We start from the raw sequence: 19,172 nt of genomic DNA on the forward strand, positions 1-19,172 counted from the left end.
ATACTTTTCTTATATAGATATAAGAGAAATTGGGGGAGTCAATAAATGAAAAAGGTGGCTGTTTTTTTTGTTGGGCTTATTTTTTTACTCGCGGGGATGGGTCTGACAGGCAATGCGTCTGCGGCGTCAAATCAACTTATTATTATTAACAAATCTACTAACACCCTTGCTTTTTATGATGGAGGAAAATTAGTAAGGACGTTCAAAGTTGCGACAGGGAGGCAGATGAGTTATACACCAGAGGGTACCTTCAGCATTGTGAATAAAATTAAAAACCGGCCTTATTATAAAGACAACATTCGGGGAGGAGATCCTAGGAATCCGCTAGGTGATCGCTGGCTAGGATTAAATGCGCGCGGAACATATGGAACGACGTATGCTATTCATGGAAATAATAATCCAAGTTCTATCGGGACTTACGCAAGTTCAGGGTGCATTCGTATGTATGATGAAGAGGTACGCTGGCTGTTTGACCGCGTTCAAACCGGTACAAAAGTAGTTATTGGTCAATTTCATTCTCAAAGTTTTGATTCAATCGCTGTTAAAAACAAATACAAAGTAAGCAGTGCTCCAGTCGCCCAGAATCTTTGTAAAACGAAAAAGCTCTCAAAAGGCCAAATTGGTTTTGTAACGATTCAATCACCGATGGTTTTGTTAAAAGAAGAAAAAGGAAAATGGGTAAAGATTCGTACGTTAAATCGCGGTGAACGCTATAATGTATATGAAATAAATGGCATTAAAGTCTCTTTAGGACCAGGATTTATTGAAAATTATCCTAATAAAAAAACATCCATAAAATTAGATATTTGCAAATAGAAAATGAGGCTGGGACAAAAGTATTTTAGCTAAGTGAAAAACGAGCCATTGATCAACATGTTTGATTGGTGGTTCGTTTTTTTATTATGGTGAACGTAGGTTTAATCTGTTTTGTTTCTTCTAGCAGTTGATGGGAGAGCAAGGCGAAGACTCCCGTGGAAAGCGAAGTTTTGGACGAAAATCAACAGCGTTGTCACAAGCTATTCATACGAGCCAATGCATTCATTTGTTCGTCTTTAGATTGGATTTATTTTGTTATGTTTTAACCTCATTTTTTGAATTTTTAATAATGTTTATTATAATAAAAAACAGGGAAACTAATTGCCTAATGAAGAGAGAGAAAGGGTTGTTTTAGCGTATGTCTACAATAGATTTATCAAAATTCGAGAAAAAAATGATTATTCGTAACATCAAACCGGACGATATAGATGAAATTTTAGCACTTCAAAAGCTATCATTCCCGGGAATGGATCCGTGGAAAAAAGAACAGCTTGAAAGTCACCTGGCCATTTTTCCAGAAGGACAAATATGTGCAGAGTACGACGGGGAAATTATCGGATCTTGTTCAAGCTTGATTGTGAACTTTGATGAGTACGATGATCAGCATACGTGGGACGATATTACAGACGAAGGATACATTACAAATCATAATCCGGAAGGCTACAATCTGTATGGAATTGAAGTAATGGTTCATCCAAAGTATCGCGGCATGAAAATAGGACGCCGCTTGTATGAAGCGCGTAAAGATTTAGCACGTGAATTGAACCTGAAAAGTATCATCATCGGAGGAAGAATTCCTAATTACCATAAGCATTCAGCTGAAATGTCGCCTAGAGAATATGTAGAGCAAGTTATTCATCATAAAATTTATGATCCAGTCCTATCTTTTCAGCTAATGAACGGATTTACGCTTATGCGTATAAACCCTGGTTATCTTCCTGATGATCTAGCTTCTAATAAGTATGCAACGTTGATGGAATGGAACAATGTAGATTACGTTCGCCGTTCAAAACGCCATTTTAAAACGTCATTCCCAGTGCGTATTTGTGTTGTTCAGTATATGATGAAACAGATCAATTCATTTGAAGAGTTTGCAACGCAGGTAGAATATTATACAGATGTTGCTTATGACGCAAAAGCCGACTTCTGCGTATTCCCGGAAATTTTCACAACTCAGCTAATGTCTTTCTTGAATGAAAAGATTCCAAGCAAAGCGGTTCAGCGCGTAGCAGAATATACGGAAGAGTACATTGAACTATTCACTAACTTAGCGGTTAAATATAACGTAAATATTATTGGAGGATCCCACTTCGTCGAAGAAGATAATGGAGATATCTTTAATATTGCGTATTTATTCCGCCGAGATGGAACAATTGAAAAGCAGTATAAAGTGCATATTACACCTAATGAAAGAAAATGGTGGGGAATTAGCCCAGGAGATAAAGTTGAAGTATTTGATACAGATTGCGGTAAAATTGCCATCCAAATTTGCTATGACATCGAATTTCCGGAGCTTGCTCGCATTGCTACCGATAAAGGTGCAAATATTATCTTTACACCATTCTGTACGGAAGACCGTCAAGGCTATCTGCGCGTAAGATACTGTTCTCAGGCGCGCGCGATCGAAAACCAAATTTATACGGTTATCGCAGGTACAGTTGGAAACCTGCCTGAAACAGAAAACATGGATATTCAGTATGCTCAGTCTGCTATTTTTGCACCGTCTGACTTTGAATTTGCACGAGACGGTATTGTAGGAGAATGTAATCCTAATATTGAAATGGTGGTTATTGGAGATGTAGATTTAGAAATTCTTCGCCGCCAGCGTCAATCAGGAACGGTTCGTCAATTAAAAGACCGACGCCATGACGTTTACAATATCAAATATAAAAAATAACTCAGTTTCTAAAACATCATGCAAATGCATGGTGTTTTTTATTTCAACTTTTGCCATAATAAAAACTATTACAATGAATTTTGTGGACTAACCATGGAAAAGAGGGGAAAACATGAGTTTTCATGGACAATCGGTATTACCCGCTGTTCGAGATATGAAGCAATTGGAAAAGTTTTTAGCAAGTAATTATGAGTACGGAGTTCTTTTAGACAATCAAGTGGGCATGCTAAAAGGAATCATGAAAGAAGTCCATAAGCATGAAAAAAAGCTAATCATTCATTTAGACTTAATTCATGGCTTAAAGCACGATGAATATGCGGTTGATTTTTTGTGTCAGGAGTTTAAGCCGGCGGGAATTATTTCGACAAGAACAAACGTTATTTTAAAAGCTAAACAAAGAGGGATTTATGCCATTCAACGGGTCTTTTTATTAGACAGCACGGCTTTGAAGAAAAGCTATGAGTTAATGAAGAAAGTAAAACCGGATTATATTGAGCTTCTTCCTGGAATTGTGCCCACTTTAATCCAAGAAGTTAAAGCTGAAACGGGCATTCCTGTGTTAGCTGGAGGTTTAATACGAACGGCAGAAGAAGTTCATAATGCTTTAGAAGCCGGGGCTTCTGCTGTTACAACATCAAATAGAGAACTGTGGAGTATTTCAACTTAAAAAAAACTGTTTGACAACGCTTTCATAATCTAGTAAACTTCTAGATAAGTTAATAGATGTGAGGGAGAATAGGAGATCCACGGTATAGCCTTTTAATGATTTTATTAGGGGGATGTATGGTGGATTTTCTTATTTTCTTGTTATTTTAATCGTTTTCATACAAAGGGGAGGTTATTTATATGCAAGCATTCTTAGGAGAAATAATTGGAACAATGATTTTAATTATCCTTGGCGCTGGTGTATGTGCGGGCGTCAATTTAAAAAAATCGTTTGCTGCTAATTCAGGATGGATCGTTATCACAATGGGATGGGGAATGGCGGTAGCGATGGCAGCATATGCGGTTGGTAATATGAGTGGGGCACACTTAAATCCAGCGTTAACCGTAGCGCTTGCTATTACAGGTGATTTTCCGTGGTCACAAGTACCGATGTACATTTTAGCTCAGTTTATTGGAGCCATTCTTGGTGCAACAGTTGTTTATTTACACTATCTTCCACACTGGAAAGAAACAAAAGATGCTGGTACAAAATTAGGCGTATTCGCAACGGGACCAGCAATTGCTAACCCATTTGCAAACGTTTTAAGTGAGGCAATTGGAACGTTTGTATTAGTTGTAGGAATCTTAGCAATTGGAGCAAATAAATTTACAGATGGATTAAATCCTTTAGTAGTAGGATTTTTAATCGTAAGTATTGGTTTATCATTAGGAGGAACAACAGGCTATGCCATCAACCCTGCTCGTGATTTAGGACCTCGTATTGCTCATGCTATCTTGCCGATACCTGGCAAAGGCAGCTCGAACTGGAAATACGCTTGGGTGCCAGTAGTGGGTCCTTTATTAGGCGGATCAATTGGCGCAGTATTTTATCAAGCGGCATTCTTAAATAAAATGTCTAGCAGCTTATGGATTGTCTTAAGCATTGCGGTGATTGTTTTAGCTGTTATCTACGCTGTTTCTAAACAAAAGGCAGCACAAATTCAATCAGCAGTAGTACCAAAAAAATGAATGCGCTTTACCATCTAACTATGTACAATAAAGAAACGACACTATACAGAGAATAGGGGATATTGATATGGAAAAATTTATTTTATCTTTAGACCAAGGAACAACAAGCTCACGAGCAATGTTATTTAATAAAAAAGGTGAAGTTGTACATGTAGCTCAAAAAGAGTTTACGCAGTACTTCCCAAAACCAGGTTGGGTAGAGCATAATGCTAGTGAAATTTGGGGTTCTATCCTTGCTGTTATTGCATCTTGTCTATCTGAGTCAGGTGTTCATGCTGATCAAATTGAAGGAATTGGAATTACCAATCAGCGTGAAACAGCAGTAGTATGGGAAAAAGCAACAGGAAAGCCAGTATACAATGCAATCGTATGGCAGTCTCGACAAACGTCTGGCATTTGTGAAGAGTTAAAAGCAAAAGGATTAAACGATACGTTCCGCGACAAAACGGGATTATTAATTGATGCATACTTCTCTGGAACAAAAGTAAAGTGGATTTTAGATAACGTAGAAGGTGCACGAGAAAAAGCGGAAAACGGTGAATTGTTATTCGGAACAATCGATACATGGTTAATTTGGAAGTTATCAGGTGGAAAAGCGCATGTAACGGATTACTCAAACGCATCCCGTACGCTTATGTTCAATATCTACGATTTAAAATGGGATGATGAACTGCTAGATATTTTAGAAGTACCGAAATCTATGCTTCCAGAAGTAAAGCCTTCTTCTGAAGTATACGCTCATACAGTAGATTATCACTTCTTCGGTCAGAGTATTCCAATTGCGGGAGCAGCAGGAGATCAGCAGGCCGCTTTATTTGGACAAGCGTGCTATGAAAAAGGAATGGCGAAGAACACGTATGGAACAGGTTGCTTCATGTTAATGAATACGGGTGAAAAAGCAGTTAAGTCCGATCACGGTTTGTTAACTACATTAGCATGGGGGATTAACGGTAAGGTAGAATATGCGCTTGAAGGCAGTATTTTTGTAGCAGGATCTGCTATTCAGTGGCTTCGCGACGGTTTAAGAATGTTTAAAAATGCGGCTGAAACTGAAAACTATGCAACACGAGTAGAGTCTACAGACGGCGTATATATTGTGCCAGCTTTCGTAGGACTTGGAACGCCATATTGGGATAGCGATGTACGTGGAGCGATGTTTGGATTGACTCGCGGTACAAAAAAAGAACACTTCATTCGTGCAACGCTTGAATCACTAGCTTATCAAACAAGAGACGTATTAAGCGCGATGGAAGCGGACTCCGGAATTACATTAAAAACATTGCGTGTAGACGGAGGAGCAGTTAAGAATAATTTCTTAATGCAGTTCCAAAGTGATGTGTTAGACGTTCCGGTTGAGCGTCCTCAAGTGAATGAAACAACGGCTCTTGGGGCAGCATATTTAGCGGGTCTAGCGGTTGGCTACTGGAAAGATTGCGATGAAATTGCGCAGCAGTGGAATATGGAAAAATCTTTCGAACCAAATATGGAAGAAGAAAAGCGTGAAGAATTATATAGCGGCTGGAAAAAAGCCGTGCATGCAACAATGGCTTTTAAGTAATTATTTGATGAAAATCCTTTAATTAAAAGTGCATGTATGATATAATTTACTCAAGTTAATAAATTGGTTGGAGAATCGGAGAGACCACAGATCCATATGTAGGCATACTATATATGTGATTTGTGGTCTCTCTTTTTGTATATTGGAAAATTTTGATATCTTTGAAAAATGAAAGGGGAATGACGTATGTTTTCAAGTCAAACACGTTCGAATAAATTGGTAGACATGACACAAAATCAATATGATTTACTAGTAATTGGTGGGGGAATTACTGGTTCAGGGATTGCCCTTGACGCAACTCATCGAGGCATGAAAACGGCATTAGTTGAAATGCAGGATTTCGCAGCAGGAACATCTAGTCGTTCAACGAAGCTTGTTCACGGCGGTCTACGCTATTTAAAACAGTTTGAAGTTAAAATGGTAGCCGAAGTTGGTAAAGAACGTGCCATTGTATATGAAAATGGCCCTCATGTAACGACTCCGGAGTGGATGCTGTTACCTTTCCATACGGGTGGAACATTCGGTAAATTCTCAACTTCAATCGGACTGCGCGTATATGATTTCTTAGCTGGTGTAAAACGCTCAGAGCGCCGCAAAATGTTTAGTGCACAAGAAACGCTTAGCCGCGAGCCATTGGTGAAATCTAAAGACTTAAAAGGCGGCGGTTACTACGTTGAATATAAAACAGATGATGCACGTTTAACAATTGAAGTAGCTAAAGAAGCTGCCGCAAAAGGAGCAGATTTAGTCAATTACACAAAAGTGGAAAACTTCATTTATGATAAAGGAAAAGTAGTAGGGGCTGTTGTTCTTGATCAGCTTACGAATAAAGAATATAATATCTATGCGAAAAAAATCGTCAACGCTGCAGGTCCATGGGTGGACACGCTGCGTGAAAAAGATAATTCAAAAAAAGGCAAGCAGCTTCAATTAACAAAAGGAATTCACTTAGTTATTGATCAAGAGCGCTTTCCGTTAAAACAAGCCATTTATTTTGATACACCTGATGGACGTATGGTGTTTGCAATTCCGCGTGATGGAAAAACATATGTGGGCACAACAGACACGGTCTATAAAGAAGACGCTAGACATCCGCGTATGACTGTAAAAGACCGTCAATATGTTATTGATGCGATTAACTATATGTTCCCAACGGTTGATATTACAGTAGACGATGTGGAATCAAGCTGGGCTGGTGTTCGTCCACTTATTCACGAACAAGGAAAAGACCCTTCTGAAATCTCGCGTAAAGATGAAATCTGGACATCGGAATCAGGTTTAATTACGATCGCTGGAGGGAAATTAACTGGGTACCGTAAAATGGCTGAAATTGTCGTAAATCGCGTAGCTGAAGATTTTAAAGCAGAAGGACGCGAATTTGAAAGCTGTCAAACTAAACATTTACCGATTTCTGGAGGTAATGTAGGAGGTTCAGGTGGATTCCCAACGTTTGTAGAGCAAAAAGTCAAAGAAGGCATCAAACTAGGGTTATCACGTGACGCTGCTGAAAAGCTTGTAAAACGCTATGGCTCAAACGTAGATAAAGTATACCGCTACATGATTGAACGTCCGGATCAGCTAAAAAACAGCGACCTTCCAGCTAGTGTATTTCTGCAAATTCAATATGGCATCGAAGAAGAAATGGTTTCAAAACCAGTGGACTTCTTCATTCGACGTACGGGCGCTTTATTCTTTGATATCAACTGGGTAAGAAGCTGGAAAAAACAAGTGATTGCTCATATGGCCGAAGAGTTAAAGTGGACGCCTGAGCAAACAAAAGCTTATACGGATGAATTAGAACAGCACCTTCATGACGCAGTTGTACCAGTAGATGAAAAAGTTAACCGTATGACAGGTATTTCATGATAAAATAAAAAAGTACCTCAAAATTTGTCAATACAGCCATAATATAATAGCAGGAAGTCAAATTTTGACGAAGAAATATAATATGACTGTTAAAAAAAGAGAAAGACGATTACTCGTTTTTCTCTTTTCATACATATTTACATTTATATAAGGGGGCTTTTTTTTATGAGTTGGAAAGAAACGTATACATCTTGGGTTAATCATCCAAATTTAGATCCTGAATTACGTCAAAATTTAGACGCAATCAAAGGTGATGAAAAACAATTAGAAGATAGTTTTTACAAAACATTGGAATTTGGAACAGGCGGAATGCGTGGGGAAATTGGAGCGGGTACAAACCGTATGAATACGTATACAATCCGAAAAGCTTCTGAAGGCTTTGCTGAGTACATTAAACAAGCTGGCGAAGAAGCTATTAACCAAGGAGTAGTCATTGCATATGATTCTCGCCACAAATCCCCTGAATTTGCAATGGAAGCAGCAAAAACATTAGCAAGTCACGGAATTAAAACATATGTATTTGAAGAGCTAAGACCAACACCTGAACTTTCATTTGCAGTGCGTGAGTTAAACGCATTTGGAGGTATTGTTATTACAGCAAGCCACAATCCTCCTGAATATAATGGATACAAAGTATATGGTCCAGACGGTGGTCAGCTGCCGCCAAAAGAAGCTGATGAACTAGTTGGCTTTGTAAATGCTGTGGAAAATGAACTTACATTAGCTGTTCAATCTGAAGCGGAGCTAAAAGAAAAAGGTCTTATTGAAATGATTGGTTCAGCGATTGACGAAGCATACAATGAGAAACTAAAAACGATTTTAATTAATCCAGAGCTAGCTTCTGAAACAGGTAAAGACTTAAAAGTGGTTTTTACACCTCTACATGGTACAGCTAATAAGCCAGTTCGCAACGCGCTTCAATCCATCGGTTACGAAAATGTCACGGTTATTGAAGAACAAGAACTTCCTGATCCAAATTTCTCGACGGTTAAATCTCCGAATCCTGAAGAACCGGCTGCATTTGAATATGCTGTTCGTAAAGGAAAAGAAATTGATGCAGATATCTTAATCGCAACGGATCCAGATGCAGACCGTTTGGGAATTGCTGTCAAAGATCCAAGCGGCGAATATGCGTTATTAACAGGAAACCAAACGGGTGCTTTATTGCTTCACTATTTGCTTTCTCAAAAGAAAGAAAAAGGCGTGCTGCCTGCTAATGGCGTTGTGTTAAAAACGATTGTAACGTCAGAAATCGGCGCACAAATTGCTCGTTCATTTGGACTGCAAGTTGTTGACACTCTAACAGGTTTTAAATTTATCGGTGAAAAAATTAAGCAATATGAGCAAACGGGCGAGTATACATTCCAATTCGGTTATGAAGAAAGCTACGGCTATTTAATTGGTGACTTTGCTCGTGACAAAGATGCTGTACAAGCAGCCATTCTAGCAGTAGAAGCTTGTGCTTATTATAAAAAGCAGGGCATGACGCTATATGAAGCACTTCAGCAAGTGTTCACTAAATATGGTTTCTATCGTGAAGGTCTGAAATCTTTAACGCTTAAAGGAAAAGAAGGATCTGAGCAAATTAAGCATATTTTAGCTACATTTAGAAATGAGCCTCCTACGAATATTGCAGGATTAAATGTTTCGGTTGTAGAGGATTATACATTAAGTGAGCGTCAGCATATTAAAGCAGGAAAAGTAGAAGAAATTACATTACCAAAATCAAATGTATTAAAATATATCTTAGAAGACGGTTCTTGGTTCTGCCTTCGTCCGTCTGGTACAGAGCCAAAGGTGAAGTTCTATTTTGGCGTCGTGTCAGAAGATGAAGCGACGAGCATTGCCCATTTAGAAGCTGTACAAACAGCTGTAATGGGTGAAGTAGAACGTGTATTAGATAAAGTGAAAACGGTATAAAAGTAAAGCCTGCTCAAACTTGAGCAGGCTTCTTTTATGATACTTTATTTGATTGCGTATTTGACAAGTACGAAGAAGATCGTAGGGCTTTATAAATTCTCGGAGCAAGCATAGCCCCAAGAACAGTAAAAATAAGATCCTTTACCGCAAACCACGACATAATCTTCCAAGCGGCTGCATATGTCATTGCAGGAGCTTCAAGCCAGTAATTAACCGCTACATACATATACGTAGTACCAATTAAATAAATAACTGCAATACCAACTAGCGATGAAATTAAAAAGATAGAAAAAGTCGGCTTGCCGCGCATTTCCATAATTTTTCCTGTGATAAATGCAGCGACAATATAAGAAAGCAAAAAGCCGCCGGTGCTTCCAAATAAAATACTAATTCCTGCTTTAAATTGAGCAAATACCGGAGCGCCGGCAATGCCAATTAATACGTATACAATCATTGAAATAGAACCCATTCGACTCCCAAGTAAAAGTCCTGCTAATATAACAAAAAAAGGCTGAAGCGAAAGAGGCACGCCGCCTACTTGTAAAAAAGGTGCCCAAGAAGTAATATTTGCACCAATAGCCATAAGAGCTGCAAACATACCGGCTAATGTTAAATCTAATGTGCGAAACCTTTTAGTACTCATATATGTTCCTCCCAGTATGTACTGAAATATCTTAGCGTATGTACTGAAGATTGTACGTCGAATTCACTTTTATGTCAACGGTAAAAATAAATATGTTTACATATATTATTTGATGCTTTTTGAAATAAAGTATGCATATTTTTAGTGCAACATAAAAAAATAAAGAAGGGAATTCATCCCTTCTTTGTCCAAGTGTGTGTATCAAAAATACTAGTACAATGATTCTTCCAGAAGCTCCGGGTTGTGCTCCGAATATTCCGTTGCATGATCAATGTAGCGTAGTAAAGAATAGAGCTCTTCTTGAATGATGCGGTAGTTTCGTTCAAAATTGTAGGCGTGCAAAAAATGTTCAATCTTTTTTGAAAGAAAATCGTCGTCTGTTCGAACCATTAAAATTAATAAGTTATCCCATTGTGAACGGTGTGTGTAATATAAAGCTCGATCATAATCAATTACATCCATTAATAACGTTCCTCCTTTTGAGGAGTTGAAATTAGTGTATGATATTTGCAGGAATTCTTACGCTGTAAATGTTGGGCAAAAGACCAGTGCATAATTAAAAGAGGTTGTAGTCATTATGCAAGAAGAATAAACGTACAGCACCGGATAAATGATAAGAAGAGCAAAGAATGATGCAGCGTAACAGTTATATTACATCCATTATTTAAGACAACTAAGTAAAAATCCCCTTTTCTTGAAAAAATAAAGCTTCTTTTTGATGAAAACACATGAATTGACATGTTTGTACATAGATTGAAGTAAGGAGTGAAAGGGGGAGCTGTCGTGAAAGAAGCAGATTATAAGCAATTATACCGTGCGATTGATGAAATTACGGAAATAGCTAGCGGTTTCGGCTTAGATTTTTATCCGATGCGCTATGAAATTTGCCCGGCAGATATTATTTATACGTTTGGTGCATATGGGATGCCAACTCGTTTTTCACATTGGAGCTTTGGAAAACAATTTTACAAAATGAAATTACACTACGATCTTGGATTGAGTAAAATTTATGAATTAGTTATCAATTCAGATCCTTGTTATGCATTTTTATTGGATTCCAATGCGCTTATTCAAAATAAATTAATTGTAGCTCACGTGTTAGCCCACTGTGACTTCTTTAAAAATAACAGCCGTTTTGCCAACACTAAACGGGATATGGTAGAAAGTATGGCAGCGACCGCTGATCGAATTAAAGAATACGAAGTAAAGCACGGTAAGCGTGAAGTAGAAAAGTTTTTGGATGCTGTCCTATCGATTCAGGAACATATTGATCCGTCTCTTATGCGTGCCAAGCTTTCTTGGAGCATAGATGATGTAGAATCATCGGAAGAAGAAATCATTTCTCCTTACGATGATTTATGGAATTTGGATTATAAAGAAAAGAAAAAACCAAAACCTCCAAAATCTTTTAAAAAATTTCCGCCTCAGCCTGAAAAAGACATCTTATTATTTATCGAAGAATACAGTCCTTATCTAGAGGATTGGCAGCGGGATATTTTAACGATGATGCGAGAAGAAATGCTTTATTTCTGGCCGCAGCTTGAAACAAAAATTATGAATGAAGGCTGGGCTTCTTTCTGGCATCAGCGCATTATTCGAGAAATGGACTTAACGAGTGATGAAGCGATAGAATTCGCCAAGCTAAATGCAGGGGTTGTGCAGCCGTCTAAGACGGGAATTAATCCATATTATTTAGGATTAAAAATCTTTGAAGACATTGAAGAACGCTACAATAATCCAACAGAAGATATGATTCGCAGGGGCGTCGAGCCCGGATCAGGAAGAGAGAAGATGTTTGAGGTACGTGAAGTTGAATCAGATATTTCCTTTATCCGCAATTACTTAACAAAAGATTTAGTCATGCGGGAGGATATGTACTTATTCCAAAAACAAGGAAAAGATTATAAAATCGTCGACAAAGAGTGGACAGAAGTTAGAGATCAGCTTGTTAATATGCGCGTAAACGGCGGATTTCCTTACATCACAGTAACCAATGGAGACTATTTAAAAAATGGAGAGCTCTATTTAAAACACTGGTATGAAGGAATTGAATTAGATGTCAAATACTTAGAAAAAGTGGTACCGTACGTTCATCAGCTTTGGGGCCGCCCCGTTCATCTAGAAACGGTAATGGAAGGCAAGCCAATCGCCTTTACGTATGATGGAAAAACAGTGCATAGAAAACATTTGTAAAAAAGAAGACCGCTTAAACAGCGGTCTTTTTGTACTTCTGTAACTTGTTATCCGTATAAATTGAAAAAATAAAATGAGCATGCGATAATTAAATGAGAATTATTTTCATTTAGAAAGGAAGATAAGATGTTTGTTGTAAACGCAAGTTTTGAAACAGAAAAGAAATTTGAAGAACAGCTCAAGCAAAAAGCTAAGAAAAACAAAACAGAAATTGAGGCAGCCAAAGGAAATTTATCGTTCGAATGCTGGAAAAAAGATTCCGCAGATAAAGTTGAATATGTCTTTGTATCCAAGTGGGAAGATAAGCAGTTCTTTCAAGCGTGGATCTCAAGAGAAGAACATGTGAACGAACATAAAGAAGCGAATAAAAAGAAAACGAAAGCATTTTCTGAAGCTATGGAAATCAAGAAAACGCTGCGTTTTTATGAGGCGGTAGAAGAGGACATTCTTTGCTAAAAAAGCATGCTTGACTTTCATAAATGTTGTAACTATAATGATTACAACAAAATAGGAGTGAGAGCAATGAAAATTAGCAGTCGATTCACCGTGGCCGTTCACATACTATCTTTAATTAAAGTAGATAGCAGTCACCCTAGTACTTCAGAGTGGATTGCTAGCAGTGTAAATACAAATCCTGTTGTTATAAGACGAGTAATTGGGATGTTAAAGAAAGCTGGACTCGTGGGTGTAAAAGCCGGAGCTGGCGGAGCGTATCTATTGAAAGATTTAGAAGAGATAACGTTGTTAGACGTTTATCGAGCGGTGGCGGCAGTGGAAGAAGGAGAATTGTTTCAAATGCATGAAAATCCGAATGTGGAGTGTCCTGTAGGAGCCAATATTCAAAGTGTTCTTGAATTGATTTTAAAACGTTCTCAAGATGCTATGGAACAAGTCTTAGCCGATGTGACGATGAAAGAATTAGTGACGGATTTAATAGCAAAAATAGATGCGTAATAACATGCTTCTGTTCGTAAAAAAATGGAGAAACCTAGGTTTCTCCATTTTTTTATAGCTTCACAATTGTTCGTCCTCGAGCTTGTCCTTTTAATAAAGTCGGAAGTACCTCAGGGAGCTGTTGTAGTGAAATTTCCTGCTGAATGAAAGGTTCGAAGCTTTCAGGCTTAAAGTCATTAGCGAGTCTATTCCAAATCTCTTTTCGAGTAGGCATTGGACAGTAAACAGAATCGATACCTAATAAATTAATCCCTCTTAAAATGAAGGGAAAGACGGTTGTTGGCACTTTACCTCCAGCTGTTAGCCCGCTGACAGCTACAGAGCCTCCGTACTGAATTTGACTGAGAACAGAAGCTAGAGGCTCTCCGCCCACGGGATCCACCGCAGCGGCCCATTTTTGCTTGCCTAATGCTTTTAATTTGCCGTTATAAACATCTTCACGCGCTACAATAGAGGAAGCGCCAAGCTCTTTCAAATAAGCTGCTTCCGAGCTTTTTCCCGTACTTGCTTCCACTGTGTAGCCTAATTTTGAAAGAATGGCAACCGCAAAGCTTCCTACACCTCCCGTAGCGCCTGTTACAAGCACAGAGCCATTAGATGGACTAGCATGGTTTTCCTCTAAGCGATGCACAGATAAAGCAGCTGTAAAGCCAGCTGTTCCGATAATCATTGCTTCTTTTAACGTTAAATTTTGAGGAAGAGGGACAATCCATTCGCTGCGTATGCGCGCATACTCACTATAGCCTCCAAAGTGTGATACGCCAATGTCATAGCTTGTTGCAATGACACGATCACCTTCTTTAAAATCAGGGCTGTCAGAAGATACAACAACTCCTGCTAGGTCGATTCCTGGGACAAATGGGTAGCTTGTCACAATATTGCCGTTTGCGATGCTGGCTAAGCTATCTTTATAATTCACCCCTGAATAATGAACGCGAATAAGTACATCGCCTTCTGGCAAATCGTTTAGCGTCAGTTCTTGGACGGACGCCTCCACTTGCTCTTCACTTTTTTTATCTACTATTAATGCTGAAAATGATTGCTCCATTTTATTTCTCCTTTCTATAATGAGATGTATATATCTATACATAGATTACCTTATTTCTATACCCATTATAGAAAATAGTAAAAGAAGTTCCCAATACTTTCATTACGAAAGGGATTATTTCATTATAAAATAGCGGTATAGCTATTAGTTAGCAATACATAGAAAAGAGGAGAAGAGAAATGAGTACAAACATATATTTTAACCATGATGCAGGCATTGATGATTTAGTATCGCTTTTTTTACTGCTGCAAATGGATGATGTAAAGGTAACGGGGGTATCTGTTATTCCTGCTGACGGATACCTAGAACCGGGCATCAGCGCAAGCCAAAAAATTATTGATCGTTTTGGAATTTATGATATCGAGGTAGCCAAATCTACTTCACGAGGTATGAACCCATTTCCAAAAGAATGGCGCATGCATACGTTTTATGTGGATGCGCTGCCGATTTTAAATGAAAAAGGGAAAGTGCAAACAAAAATAAGTCAGCTGCCTGCTCACGATCATTTAATTGAAACATTGCAGCACACAGCCGGGAAAACGACTTTATTATTTACAGGACCGTTAACTGATTTAGCAAGAGCACTTGAAAAAGCGCCGGAAATAGAAGAGAAAATTGATAAATTAGTGTGGATGGGCGGTACATTTCAAGAAGTAGGAAATGTGCAGGAACCTGAACATGATGGAACGGCGGAGTGGAATGCTTTTTGGGATCCAGAAGCAGTAGCGAAAGTATGGAAAAGCAAAATTAAAGTTGAGATGGTTGCTTTAGAAAGCACGAATCAAGTTCCCTTAACGCCCGCTATTCGTCAAATGTGGGCTTCACTTCGAAGATATGAAGGAGTAGACTTTGTAGGGCAGTGCTATGCGGCTTGCCCGCCGCTTGTACACGTTGAAACCAATTCAACATATTATTTGTGGGATGTACTCACAACAGCATTTACAGGGAATTCAACACTTGTGAAGGTAAAAACCGTTTCGAGTATTGTGCATACAGAAACACCGAGCCAAGGAAGAACAGAAATTTCCGAAGAGGGACGACCTGTAGATGTCGTATATGATGTCACAGCTGAAGCATTCTTTACGTACATTACAGATTTGATGAAAAAAGCAGTAGCCAAATAAAGAAAAGGTTGCACATGAAAGTGTGCAACCTTTTTAATGAATCATATTCAAGAATTGACGTGTCCGCTCTTGTTGAGGATTTGAAAATATTTGATCCGGTGTCCCTCTTTCCATAATGACACCTTGATCCATAAAAATAACTTCATCCGCTACTTCACGGGCAAAGCGCATTTCGTGAGTTACCACCACCATCGTCATTCCTTCTTTTGCCAAGTCTTTCATGGCTTGAAGAACGTCTCCTACAAGCTCAGGATCAAGAGCTGAAGTAGGCTCATCAAACAGCATAACTTTTGGGTCCATCGCCATTGCTCTGGCGATGCCAACACGCTGTTGTTGTCCGCCAGACAGCTGGAAAGGATAAAAGTCAAGCTTATCTCCTAAGCCAACTCGTGTTAATAATTCTTTCCCTCTTTTTTCTGCTTCTTGAGTAGGAACACCTTTTACAATTACAGGCCCTTCCATAACATTTTCAAGCGCATTTTTATGAGGAAACAAGTTATAGTTTTGAAAGACCATACCTGTTAGACTTCGAAATGAGGTAATGTCTTTTTTGCGAACAGGCTTGGTAAAATTCATGCTTTTTTTATCAAGTTCAATCGTGCCGTCTGTTGGGATTTCTAAAAGATTTAAGCAACGTAAAAAAGTAGTTTTACCCGATCCAGAAGGACCGATTAATACAATTACCTTGCCCTGTTCAACTTCCAAATCAATCCCTTTTAATACTTGCAAATCACCGAATGATTTATGCAAATTTTTGATATTAATCATATGAAAAACTCCTTTAGCTACTCGAAACGGTTATTTAGATACGTAACGATCTAGTCTTATTTCAATGCGTTCTTGGATAATGGATAAGATTGTACACATAATCCAGTACAAGAGCGCTGCTTCACTATAAAGAAGTAAAAATTCATAGTTAGTCGAAGCAATTTCTTGAGCTTTACGGAACATCTCAGAAACAAGAATAAGCGATGCAAGTGACGTATCTTTAATAAGGCTAATAAAAGAGTTAGATAATGGCGGAATCGATACACGTGCTGCTTGCGGTAAAATAATCCGTCTTAACGCTTGGGAATAGGTCATACCAAGTGAGTAGCCAGCTTCCCACTGTCCTTTAGGAATAGATTGAATCGCTGCTCGAATAATTTCAGATGCATACGCACCTACACTTAATGAAAATCCAATAATAGCAGAGATAAATGGGTCAATTGTTATATCTAAATTGGGTAAGCCGTAGAAAATAATAAATAATTGCACAAGCAGCGGTGTACCTCGAATAATCGATACATAGATGCGCGCAATTATATTTAAAACTTTTATAGATGATAAACGAGCCAAGGCTGTTAAGACAGCTAAAATGATACCGAGTACAAACGTGATTAATGTTAGTGGAATAGAATATTGAATAGCTCCCTTTAGCATTGGTAAGAGAGATGATTGAGCGATTGAAATCAATTGATTCAATCGCTCTCCATCAGGAAAAATATTATTTAGGAGAAACATCTTCGCCAAACCATTTCTTAGAAATTTTTGCGTATGTTCCGTCTTTTTTCATATCTTTCAATGCTTTGTTTACTTCATCCACTAACTTACCGCTGTCTTTTCTAAACATAAAGCCGCTTGCAGCACCATCGGATTTTTCATCCGCGATTTTGATAGGTGCGTTAGGGTGCTTTTTCTTATAGTCAAGGAACGATAATTTATCGTTGATTGTAGCATCAACACGGTTTGCGCTCATTAGTTCTACTGCTTGAGCAAAACCTTCAGCACTCGTAATGTTTGCACCATAAGATTGAGCCATGTCTTTATAGTTACTTGTTAATGACTGCGCTGATTTTTTTCCTTTTAAATCTTTAAATGATTTGATATCTTTTTCGTCTTTACGAACAATTAATACAGCGCCTGACTGGATGTATGGATCAGAGAAATCGTATTTCTTTTGACGATCTTCACGAATACCAACTTCATTAGCAATCATGTCAAATCGTCTAGCATCTAATCCAGCAAACATGCCATCCCACTGTGTTTCTTTGAACTCAGCTTTTACGCCAAGGCGTTTAGCTACTTCTTGAGCCAATTCTACATCAAACCCAGTTAGCTTTTGTTTGTCATCATGAAAAGTGAACGGAGGGTATGTACCTTCAGTTCCAATTGTTAATACGCCATCTTTTTTCACTTTATTATATAAATCTTCTTGTGAAGATTTATTGTCTCCATTGTTTGCTTCATTTTTTGAGCTAGAACCGCATGCGGCAAGCACAACTGTGAAAGCTAATAGTAGCGACAAAAGTGCAGCAAATTTCTTCATTTTCTAAACCCCCTAGTATTCTGATAGGAAATGATACTCTGTGATACTAAACAAGAACACAGCAAAAGTCAACAAAAAAAACTTATACGATTAATGTGACTTAAAATAAGGGAAATATACCTTCTATACACGGTTTGTCATAAGGATACAGAAAGATTTTAAAATTTGGATTAAGTGGATTTTTAAGGGAGATTTGAGGAGGAAAAAGGAAGTTTCATGCGACGATTTTCTCTTTCATTTTTTCATGACTTTTGGTGCAATAAACATATAGTTAAATGTTAAGGTAGAAATAAATTCCTTATGGTACACTTAAAGAAGAATTTATGAAACGGAGCGATATGATGAAAGCCATAAACTTAATCTCAATTGCTTTTGGTGCTATCGCTGGTACATATGCACGTTATTTTCTAAATCTTTCCTTATTATATACGGGGTATCCAATAGGAACAGTAATTGAAAACCTATTAGGTAGCTTCATATTAGGACTATTAACGGGATTTTTTGCATGGAAACAGCCAAAGGAATGGATCAAGCTTGGACTAGGCGTGGGCTTATGCGGCGGTTTTACCACGTATTCAACGTTTGCAGGAGACGTCATTTCCCTCACACAGCACCATTTATTTTGGGGAGCCATTTATGTCATTGTCTCTTTAGTAGGTGGAATCCTTCTTGCCTTAGCAGGCTATCTATGCGGTGAAGCGGCAGGGAAAAATTTAGTAAAAGTACATGAGGTGAAGTAAATGAGCATAGTGAGCTTGGCACTTGGGGGGGCAGCTGGAGGCATATGCCGTTATCTTTTGGGATTAAAGGTTACAAAAACAGTTTCAAATCCTCCTTTTCCAGTATCAATGCTGTTTGTTAACTTGCTTGGTGCGTTTGGCCTTGGTCTTTTTTACGGTAGTTATTATGGAAAGGTTCCGAGTCATGCTTATAATGATTCAATATTTCTAATGATCGGCATTGGTTTTTTCGGGGCTTTTACCACTTTTTCAACGTTTAGTGTGGAAACCGTGCAGTTAATTCGAGAAAAATCTTATCGGAAAATGTTGGCGTACGTGGGGATTTCAGCATTTGGAACAGTTGGTTTATTTACAGTCGGTTTACTGGCAGGAACGTTTTTATTTAAGTAAAGAGAACGTTTCTAGTAGGGAAAAACAAAAAGACGGAGAAG

The 19,172-nt window shown here is 38.3% G+C and carries 19 protein-coding genes; 13 read left to right on the top strand and 6 right to left on the bottom strand.

The genetic code is table 11. The annotated features are described in order from the left end of the window. Nucleotides 1-45 precede the first annotated feature (45 nt). The 7 genes from MMB68_RS24080 (at nucleotide 46) to MMB68_RS24110 (ending at nucleotide 9,731) form a co-directional block, all read left to right on the top strand. Nucleotides 46-816 carry a L,D-transpeptidase gene (locus tag MMB68_RS24080; protein ID WP_269871631.1) on the top strand — a complete coding sequence of 257 codons (771 nt, stop codon included), beginning with the start codon at nucleotides 46-48 and terminating at the stop codon, nucleotides 814-816. A 358-nt stretch (nucleotides 817-1,174) separates the two neighbouring features. Further along, a complete protein-coding gene (locus tag MMB68_RS24085; protein ID WP_013055260.1) occupies nucleotides 1,175-2,713 on the top strand; it encodes a carbon-nitrogen hydrolase family protein in 1,539 nt (512 codons plus the stop codon). 112 nt (nucleotides 2,714-2,825) lie between these two features. Next, nucleotides 2,826-3,380 carry a glycerol-3-phosphate responsive antiterminator gene (locus MMB68_RS24090; RefSeq protein ID WP_028412593.1) on the top strand — a complete coding sequence of 185 codons (555 nt, stop codon included), beginning with the start codon at nucleotides 2,826-2,828 and terminating at the stop codon, nucleotides 3,378-3,380. Nucleotides 3,381-3,559: 179 nt separating this feature from the next. After that, the gene (locus tag MMB68_RS24095) at nucleotides 3,560-4,387 is read left to right on the top strand and encodes an MIP/aquaporin family protein (RefSeq protein WP_028412592.1); all 828 of its coding nucleotides are present in this window, start codon (nucleotides 3,560-3,562) and stop codon (nucleotides 4,385-4,387) included. 67 nt (nucleotides 4,388-4,454) lie between these two features. Next, a complete protein-coding gene (glpK, locus tag MMB68_RS24100; protein ID WP_269871630.1) occupies nucleotides 4,455-5,945 on the top strand; it encodes a glycerol kinase GlpK in 1,491 nt (496 codons plus the stop codon). Nucleotides 5,946-6,131: 186 nt separating this feature from the next. Further along, nucleotides 6,132-7,811, top strand: coding sequence for a glycerol-3-phosphate dehydrogenase/oxidase (locus MMB68_RS24105; protein ID WP_269871629.1), 1,680 nt, complete (start codon nucleotides 6,132-6,134; stop codon nucleotides 7,809-7,811). A 165-nt stretch (nucleotides 7,812-7,976) separates the two neighbouring features. Further along, entirely contained in the window at nucleotides 7,977-9,731 is a 1,755-nt protein-coding gene (locus tag MMB68_RS24110; RefSeq protein ID WP_221785171.1) for a phospho-sugar mutase, read from the top strand. 34 nt (nucleotides 9,732-9,765) lie between these two features. Here the strand turns inward: MMB68_RS24110 and MMB68_RS24115 are convergent, their stop codons facing one another. Together MMB68_RS24115 and MMB68_RS24120 are read right to left on the bottom strand one after the other, a co-directional pair. Continuing rightward, complete coding sequence (locus MMB68_RS24115) at nucleotides 9,766-10,374, bottom strand: biotin transporter BioY (RefSeq protein ID WP_221785170.1); 609 nt, start codon at nucleotides 10,372-10,374, stop codon at nucleotides 9,766-9,768. 210 nt (nucleotides 10,375-10,584) lie between these two features. Further along, nucleotides 10,585-10,836 carry a YhdB family protein gene (locus tag MMB68_RS24120; RefSeq protein ID WP_013055267.1) on the bottom strand — a complete coding sequence of 84 codons (252 nt, stop codon included), beginning with the start codon at nucleotides 10,834-10,836 and terminating at the stop codon, nucleotides 10,585-10,587. Nucleotides 10,837-11,157: 321 nt separating this feature from the next. Between MMB68_RS24120 and MMB68_RS24125 the strand changes: the two genes are divergently transcribed. From MMB68_RS24125 to MMB68_RS24135, 3 genes are all read left to right on the top strand, one after another. Beyond that, the gene (locus MMB68_RS24125) at nucleotides 11,158-12,567 is read left to right on the top strand and encodes a SpoVR family protein (protein ID WP_013055269.1); all 1,410 of its coding nucleotides are present in this window, start codon (nucleotides 11,158-11,160) and stop codon (nucleotides 12,565-12,567) included. A gap of 126 nt (nucleotides 12,568-12,693) precedes the next feature. Continuing rightward, a complete protein-coding gene (locus tag MMB68_RS24130; protein WP_264408858.1) occupies nucleotides 12,694-13,023 on the top strand; it encodes an antibiotic biosynthesis monooxygenase family protein in 330 nt (109 codons plus the stop codon). Between the two features lie 66 nt (nucleotides 13,024-13,089). Beyond that, on the top strand, nucleotides 13,090-13,521 hold the full coding sequence (locus MMB68_RS24135; protein WP_013081642.1) for an Rrf2 family transcriptional regulator: 432 nt from the start codon (nucleotides 13,090-13,092) through the stop codon (nucleotides 13,519-13,521). A 52-nt stretch (nucleotides 13,522-13,573) separates the two neighbouring features. Here the strand turns inward: MMB68_RS24135 and MMB68_RS24140 are convergent, their stop codons facing one another. Next, nucleotides 13,574-14,569, bottom strand: coding sequence for an NADPH:quinone oxidoreductase family protein (locus MMB68_RS24140; RefSeq protein ID WP_221785166.1), 996 nt, complete (start codon nucleotides 14,567-14,569; stop codon nucleotides 13,574-13,576). 179 nt (nucleotides 14,570-14,748) lie between these two features. Here MMB68_RS24140 and MMB68_RS24145 point away from each other — a divergent pair, with 179 nt between their 5' ends. After that, nucleotides 14,749-15,693 (top strand): nucleoside hydrolase, encoded by a 945-nt coding sequence (locus MMB68_RS24145; RefSeq protein WP_221785165.1) that lies wholly within the window; start codon nucleotides 14,749-14,751, stop codon nucleotides 15,691-15,693. Between the two features lie 33 nt (nucleotides 15,694-15,726). On the opposite strand, the gene MMB68_RS24150 is transcribed toward MMB68_RS24145, so the two are convergent. From MMB68_RS24150 to MMB68_RS24160, 3 genes are read right to left on the bottom strand one after another with little or no spacing between them, the layout of a single operon-like run. Continuing rightward, nucleotides 15,727-16,461, bottom strand: coding sequence for an amino acid ABC transporter ATP-binding protein (locus MMB68_RS24150; protein ID WP_221785164.1), 735 nt, complete (start codon nucleotides 16,459-16,461; stop codon nucleotides 15,727-15,729). A 30-nt stretch (nucleotides 16,462-16,491) separates the two neighbouring features. Continuing rightward, complete coding sequence (locus tag MMB68_RS24155; protein ID WP_277549447.1) at nucleotides 16,492-17,196, bottom strand: amino acid ABC transporter permease; 705 nt, start codon at nucleotides 17,194-17,196, stop codon at nucleotides 16,492-16,494. Next, complete coding sequence (locus tag MMB68_RS24160; protein WP_269871628.1) at nucleotides 17,180-18,001, bottom strand: amino acid ABC transporter substrate-binding protein; 822 nt, start codon at nucleotides 17,999-18,001, stop codon at nucleotides 17,180-17,182. Before MMB68_RS24160 ends, MMB68_RS24155 begins: the two co-directional genes overlap by 17 nt. Before the next feature lie 341 nt (nucleotides 18,002-18,342). Here MMB68_RS24160 and MMB68_RS24165 point away from each other — a divergent pair, with 341 nt between their 5' ends. Further along, complete coding sequence (locus tag MMB68_RS24165) at nucleotides 18,343-18,741, top strand: fluoride efflux transporter FluC (protein ID WP_269871627.1); 399 nt, start codon at nucleotides 18,343-18,345, stop codon at nucleotides 18,739-18,741. Further along, a complete protein-coding gene (gene crcB / locus MMB68_RS24170) occupies nucleotides 18,742-19,131 on the top strand; it encodes a fluoride efflux transporter CrcB (protein WP_269871626.1) in 390 nt (129 codons plus the stop codon). Nucleotides 19,132-19,172 lie beyond the last annotated feature (41 nt).

The sequence above is a fragment of the Priestia sp. Y58 genome (genome assembly GCF_029522095.1).
In the GTDB taxonomy this organism is placed as follows: domain Bacteria; phylum Bacillota; class Bacilli; order Bacillales; family Bacillaceae_H; genus Priestia; species Priestia megaterium_E.

What these genes read in the sequence shown, in the direction of transcription:
- MMB68_RS24135 (WP_013081642.1), top strand. Translation starts at nt 13,090, where the DNA reads ATGAAAATTAGCAGTCGATTCACCGTGGCCGTTCACATACTATCTTTA.
- MMB68_RS24155 (WP_277549447.1), bottom strand. Translation starts at nt 17,196, where the DNA reads ATGTTTCTCCTAAATAATATTTTTCCTGATGGAGAGCGATTGAATCAA.
- MMB68_RS24165 (WP_269871627.1), top strand. Translation starts at nt 18,343, where the DNA reads ATGAAAGCCATAAACTTAATCTCAATTGCTTTTGGTGCTATCGCTGGT.
- glpK (WP_269871630.1), top strand. Translation starts at nt 4,455, where the DNA reads ATGGAAAAATTTATTTTATCTTTAGACCAAGGAACAACAAGCTCACGA.
- crcB (WP_269871626.1), top strand. Translation starts at nt 18,742, where the DNA reads ATGAGCATAGTGAGCTTGGCACTTGGGGGGGCAGCTGGAGGCATATGC.
- MMB68_RS24160 (WP_269871628.1), bottom strand. Translation starts at nt 18,001, where the DNA reads ATGAAGAAATTTGCTGCACTTTTGTCGCTACTATTAGCTTTCACAGTT.
- MMB68_RS24130 (WP_264408858.1), top strand. Translation starts at nt 12,694, where the DNA reads ATGTTTGTTGTAAACGCAAGTTTTGAAACAGAAAAGAAATTTGAAGAA.
- MMB68_RS24085 (WP_013055260.1), top strand. Translation starts at nt 1,175, where the DNA reads ATGTCTACAATAGATTTATCAAAATTCGAGAAAAAAATGATTATTCGT.
- MMB68_RS24140 (WP_221785166.1), bottom strand. Translation starts at nt 14,569, where the DNA reads ATGGAGCAATCATTTTCAGCATTAATAGTAGATAAAAAAAGTGAAGAG.
- MMB68_RS24150 (WP_221785164.1), bottom strand. Translation starts at nt 16,461, where the DNA reads ATGATTAATATCAAAAATTTGCATAAATCATTCGGTGATTTGCAAGTA.
- MMB68_RS24145 (WP_221785165.1), top strand. Translation starts at nt 14,749, where the DNA reads ATGAGTACAAACATATATTTTAACCATGATGCAGGCATTGATGATTTA.
- MMB68_RS24120 (WP_013055267.1), bottom strand. Translation starts at nt 10,836, where the DNA reads ATGGATGTAATTGATTATGATCGAGCTTTATATTACACACACCGTTCA.
- MMB68_RS24105 (WP_269871629.1), top strand. Translation starts at nt 6,132, where the DNA reads ATGTTTTCAAGTCAAACACGTTCGAATAAATTGGTAGACATGACACAA.
- MMB68_RS24110 (WP_221785171.1), top strand. Translation starts at nt 7,977, where the DNA reads ATGAGTTGGAAAGAAACGTATACATCTTGGGTTAATCATCCAAATTTA.
- MMB68_RS24095 (WP_028412592.1), top strand. Translation starts at nt 3,560, where the DNA reads ATGCAAGCATTCTTAGGAGAAATAATTGGAACAATGATTTTAATTATC.
- MMB68_RS24115 (WP_221785170.1), bottom strand. Translation starts at nt 10,374, where the DNA reads ATGAGTACTAAAAGGTTTCGCACATTAGATTTAACATTAGCCGGTATG.
- MMB68_RS24090 (WP_028412593.1), top strand. Translation starts at nt 2,826, where the DNA reads ATGAGTTTTCATGGACAATCGGTATTACCCGCTGTTCGAGATATGAAG.
- MMB68_RS24080 (WP_269871631.1), top strand. Translation starts at nt 46, where the DNA reads ATGAAAAAGGTGGCTGTTTTTTTTGTTGGGCTTATTTTTTTACTCGCG.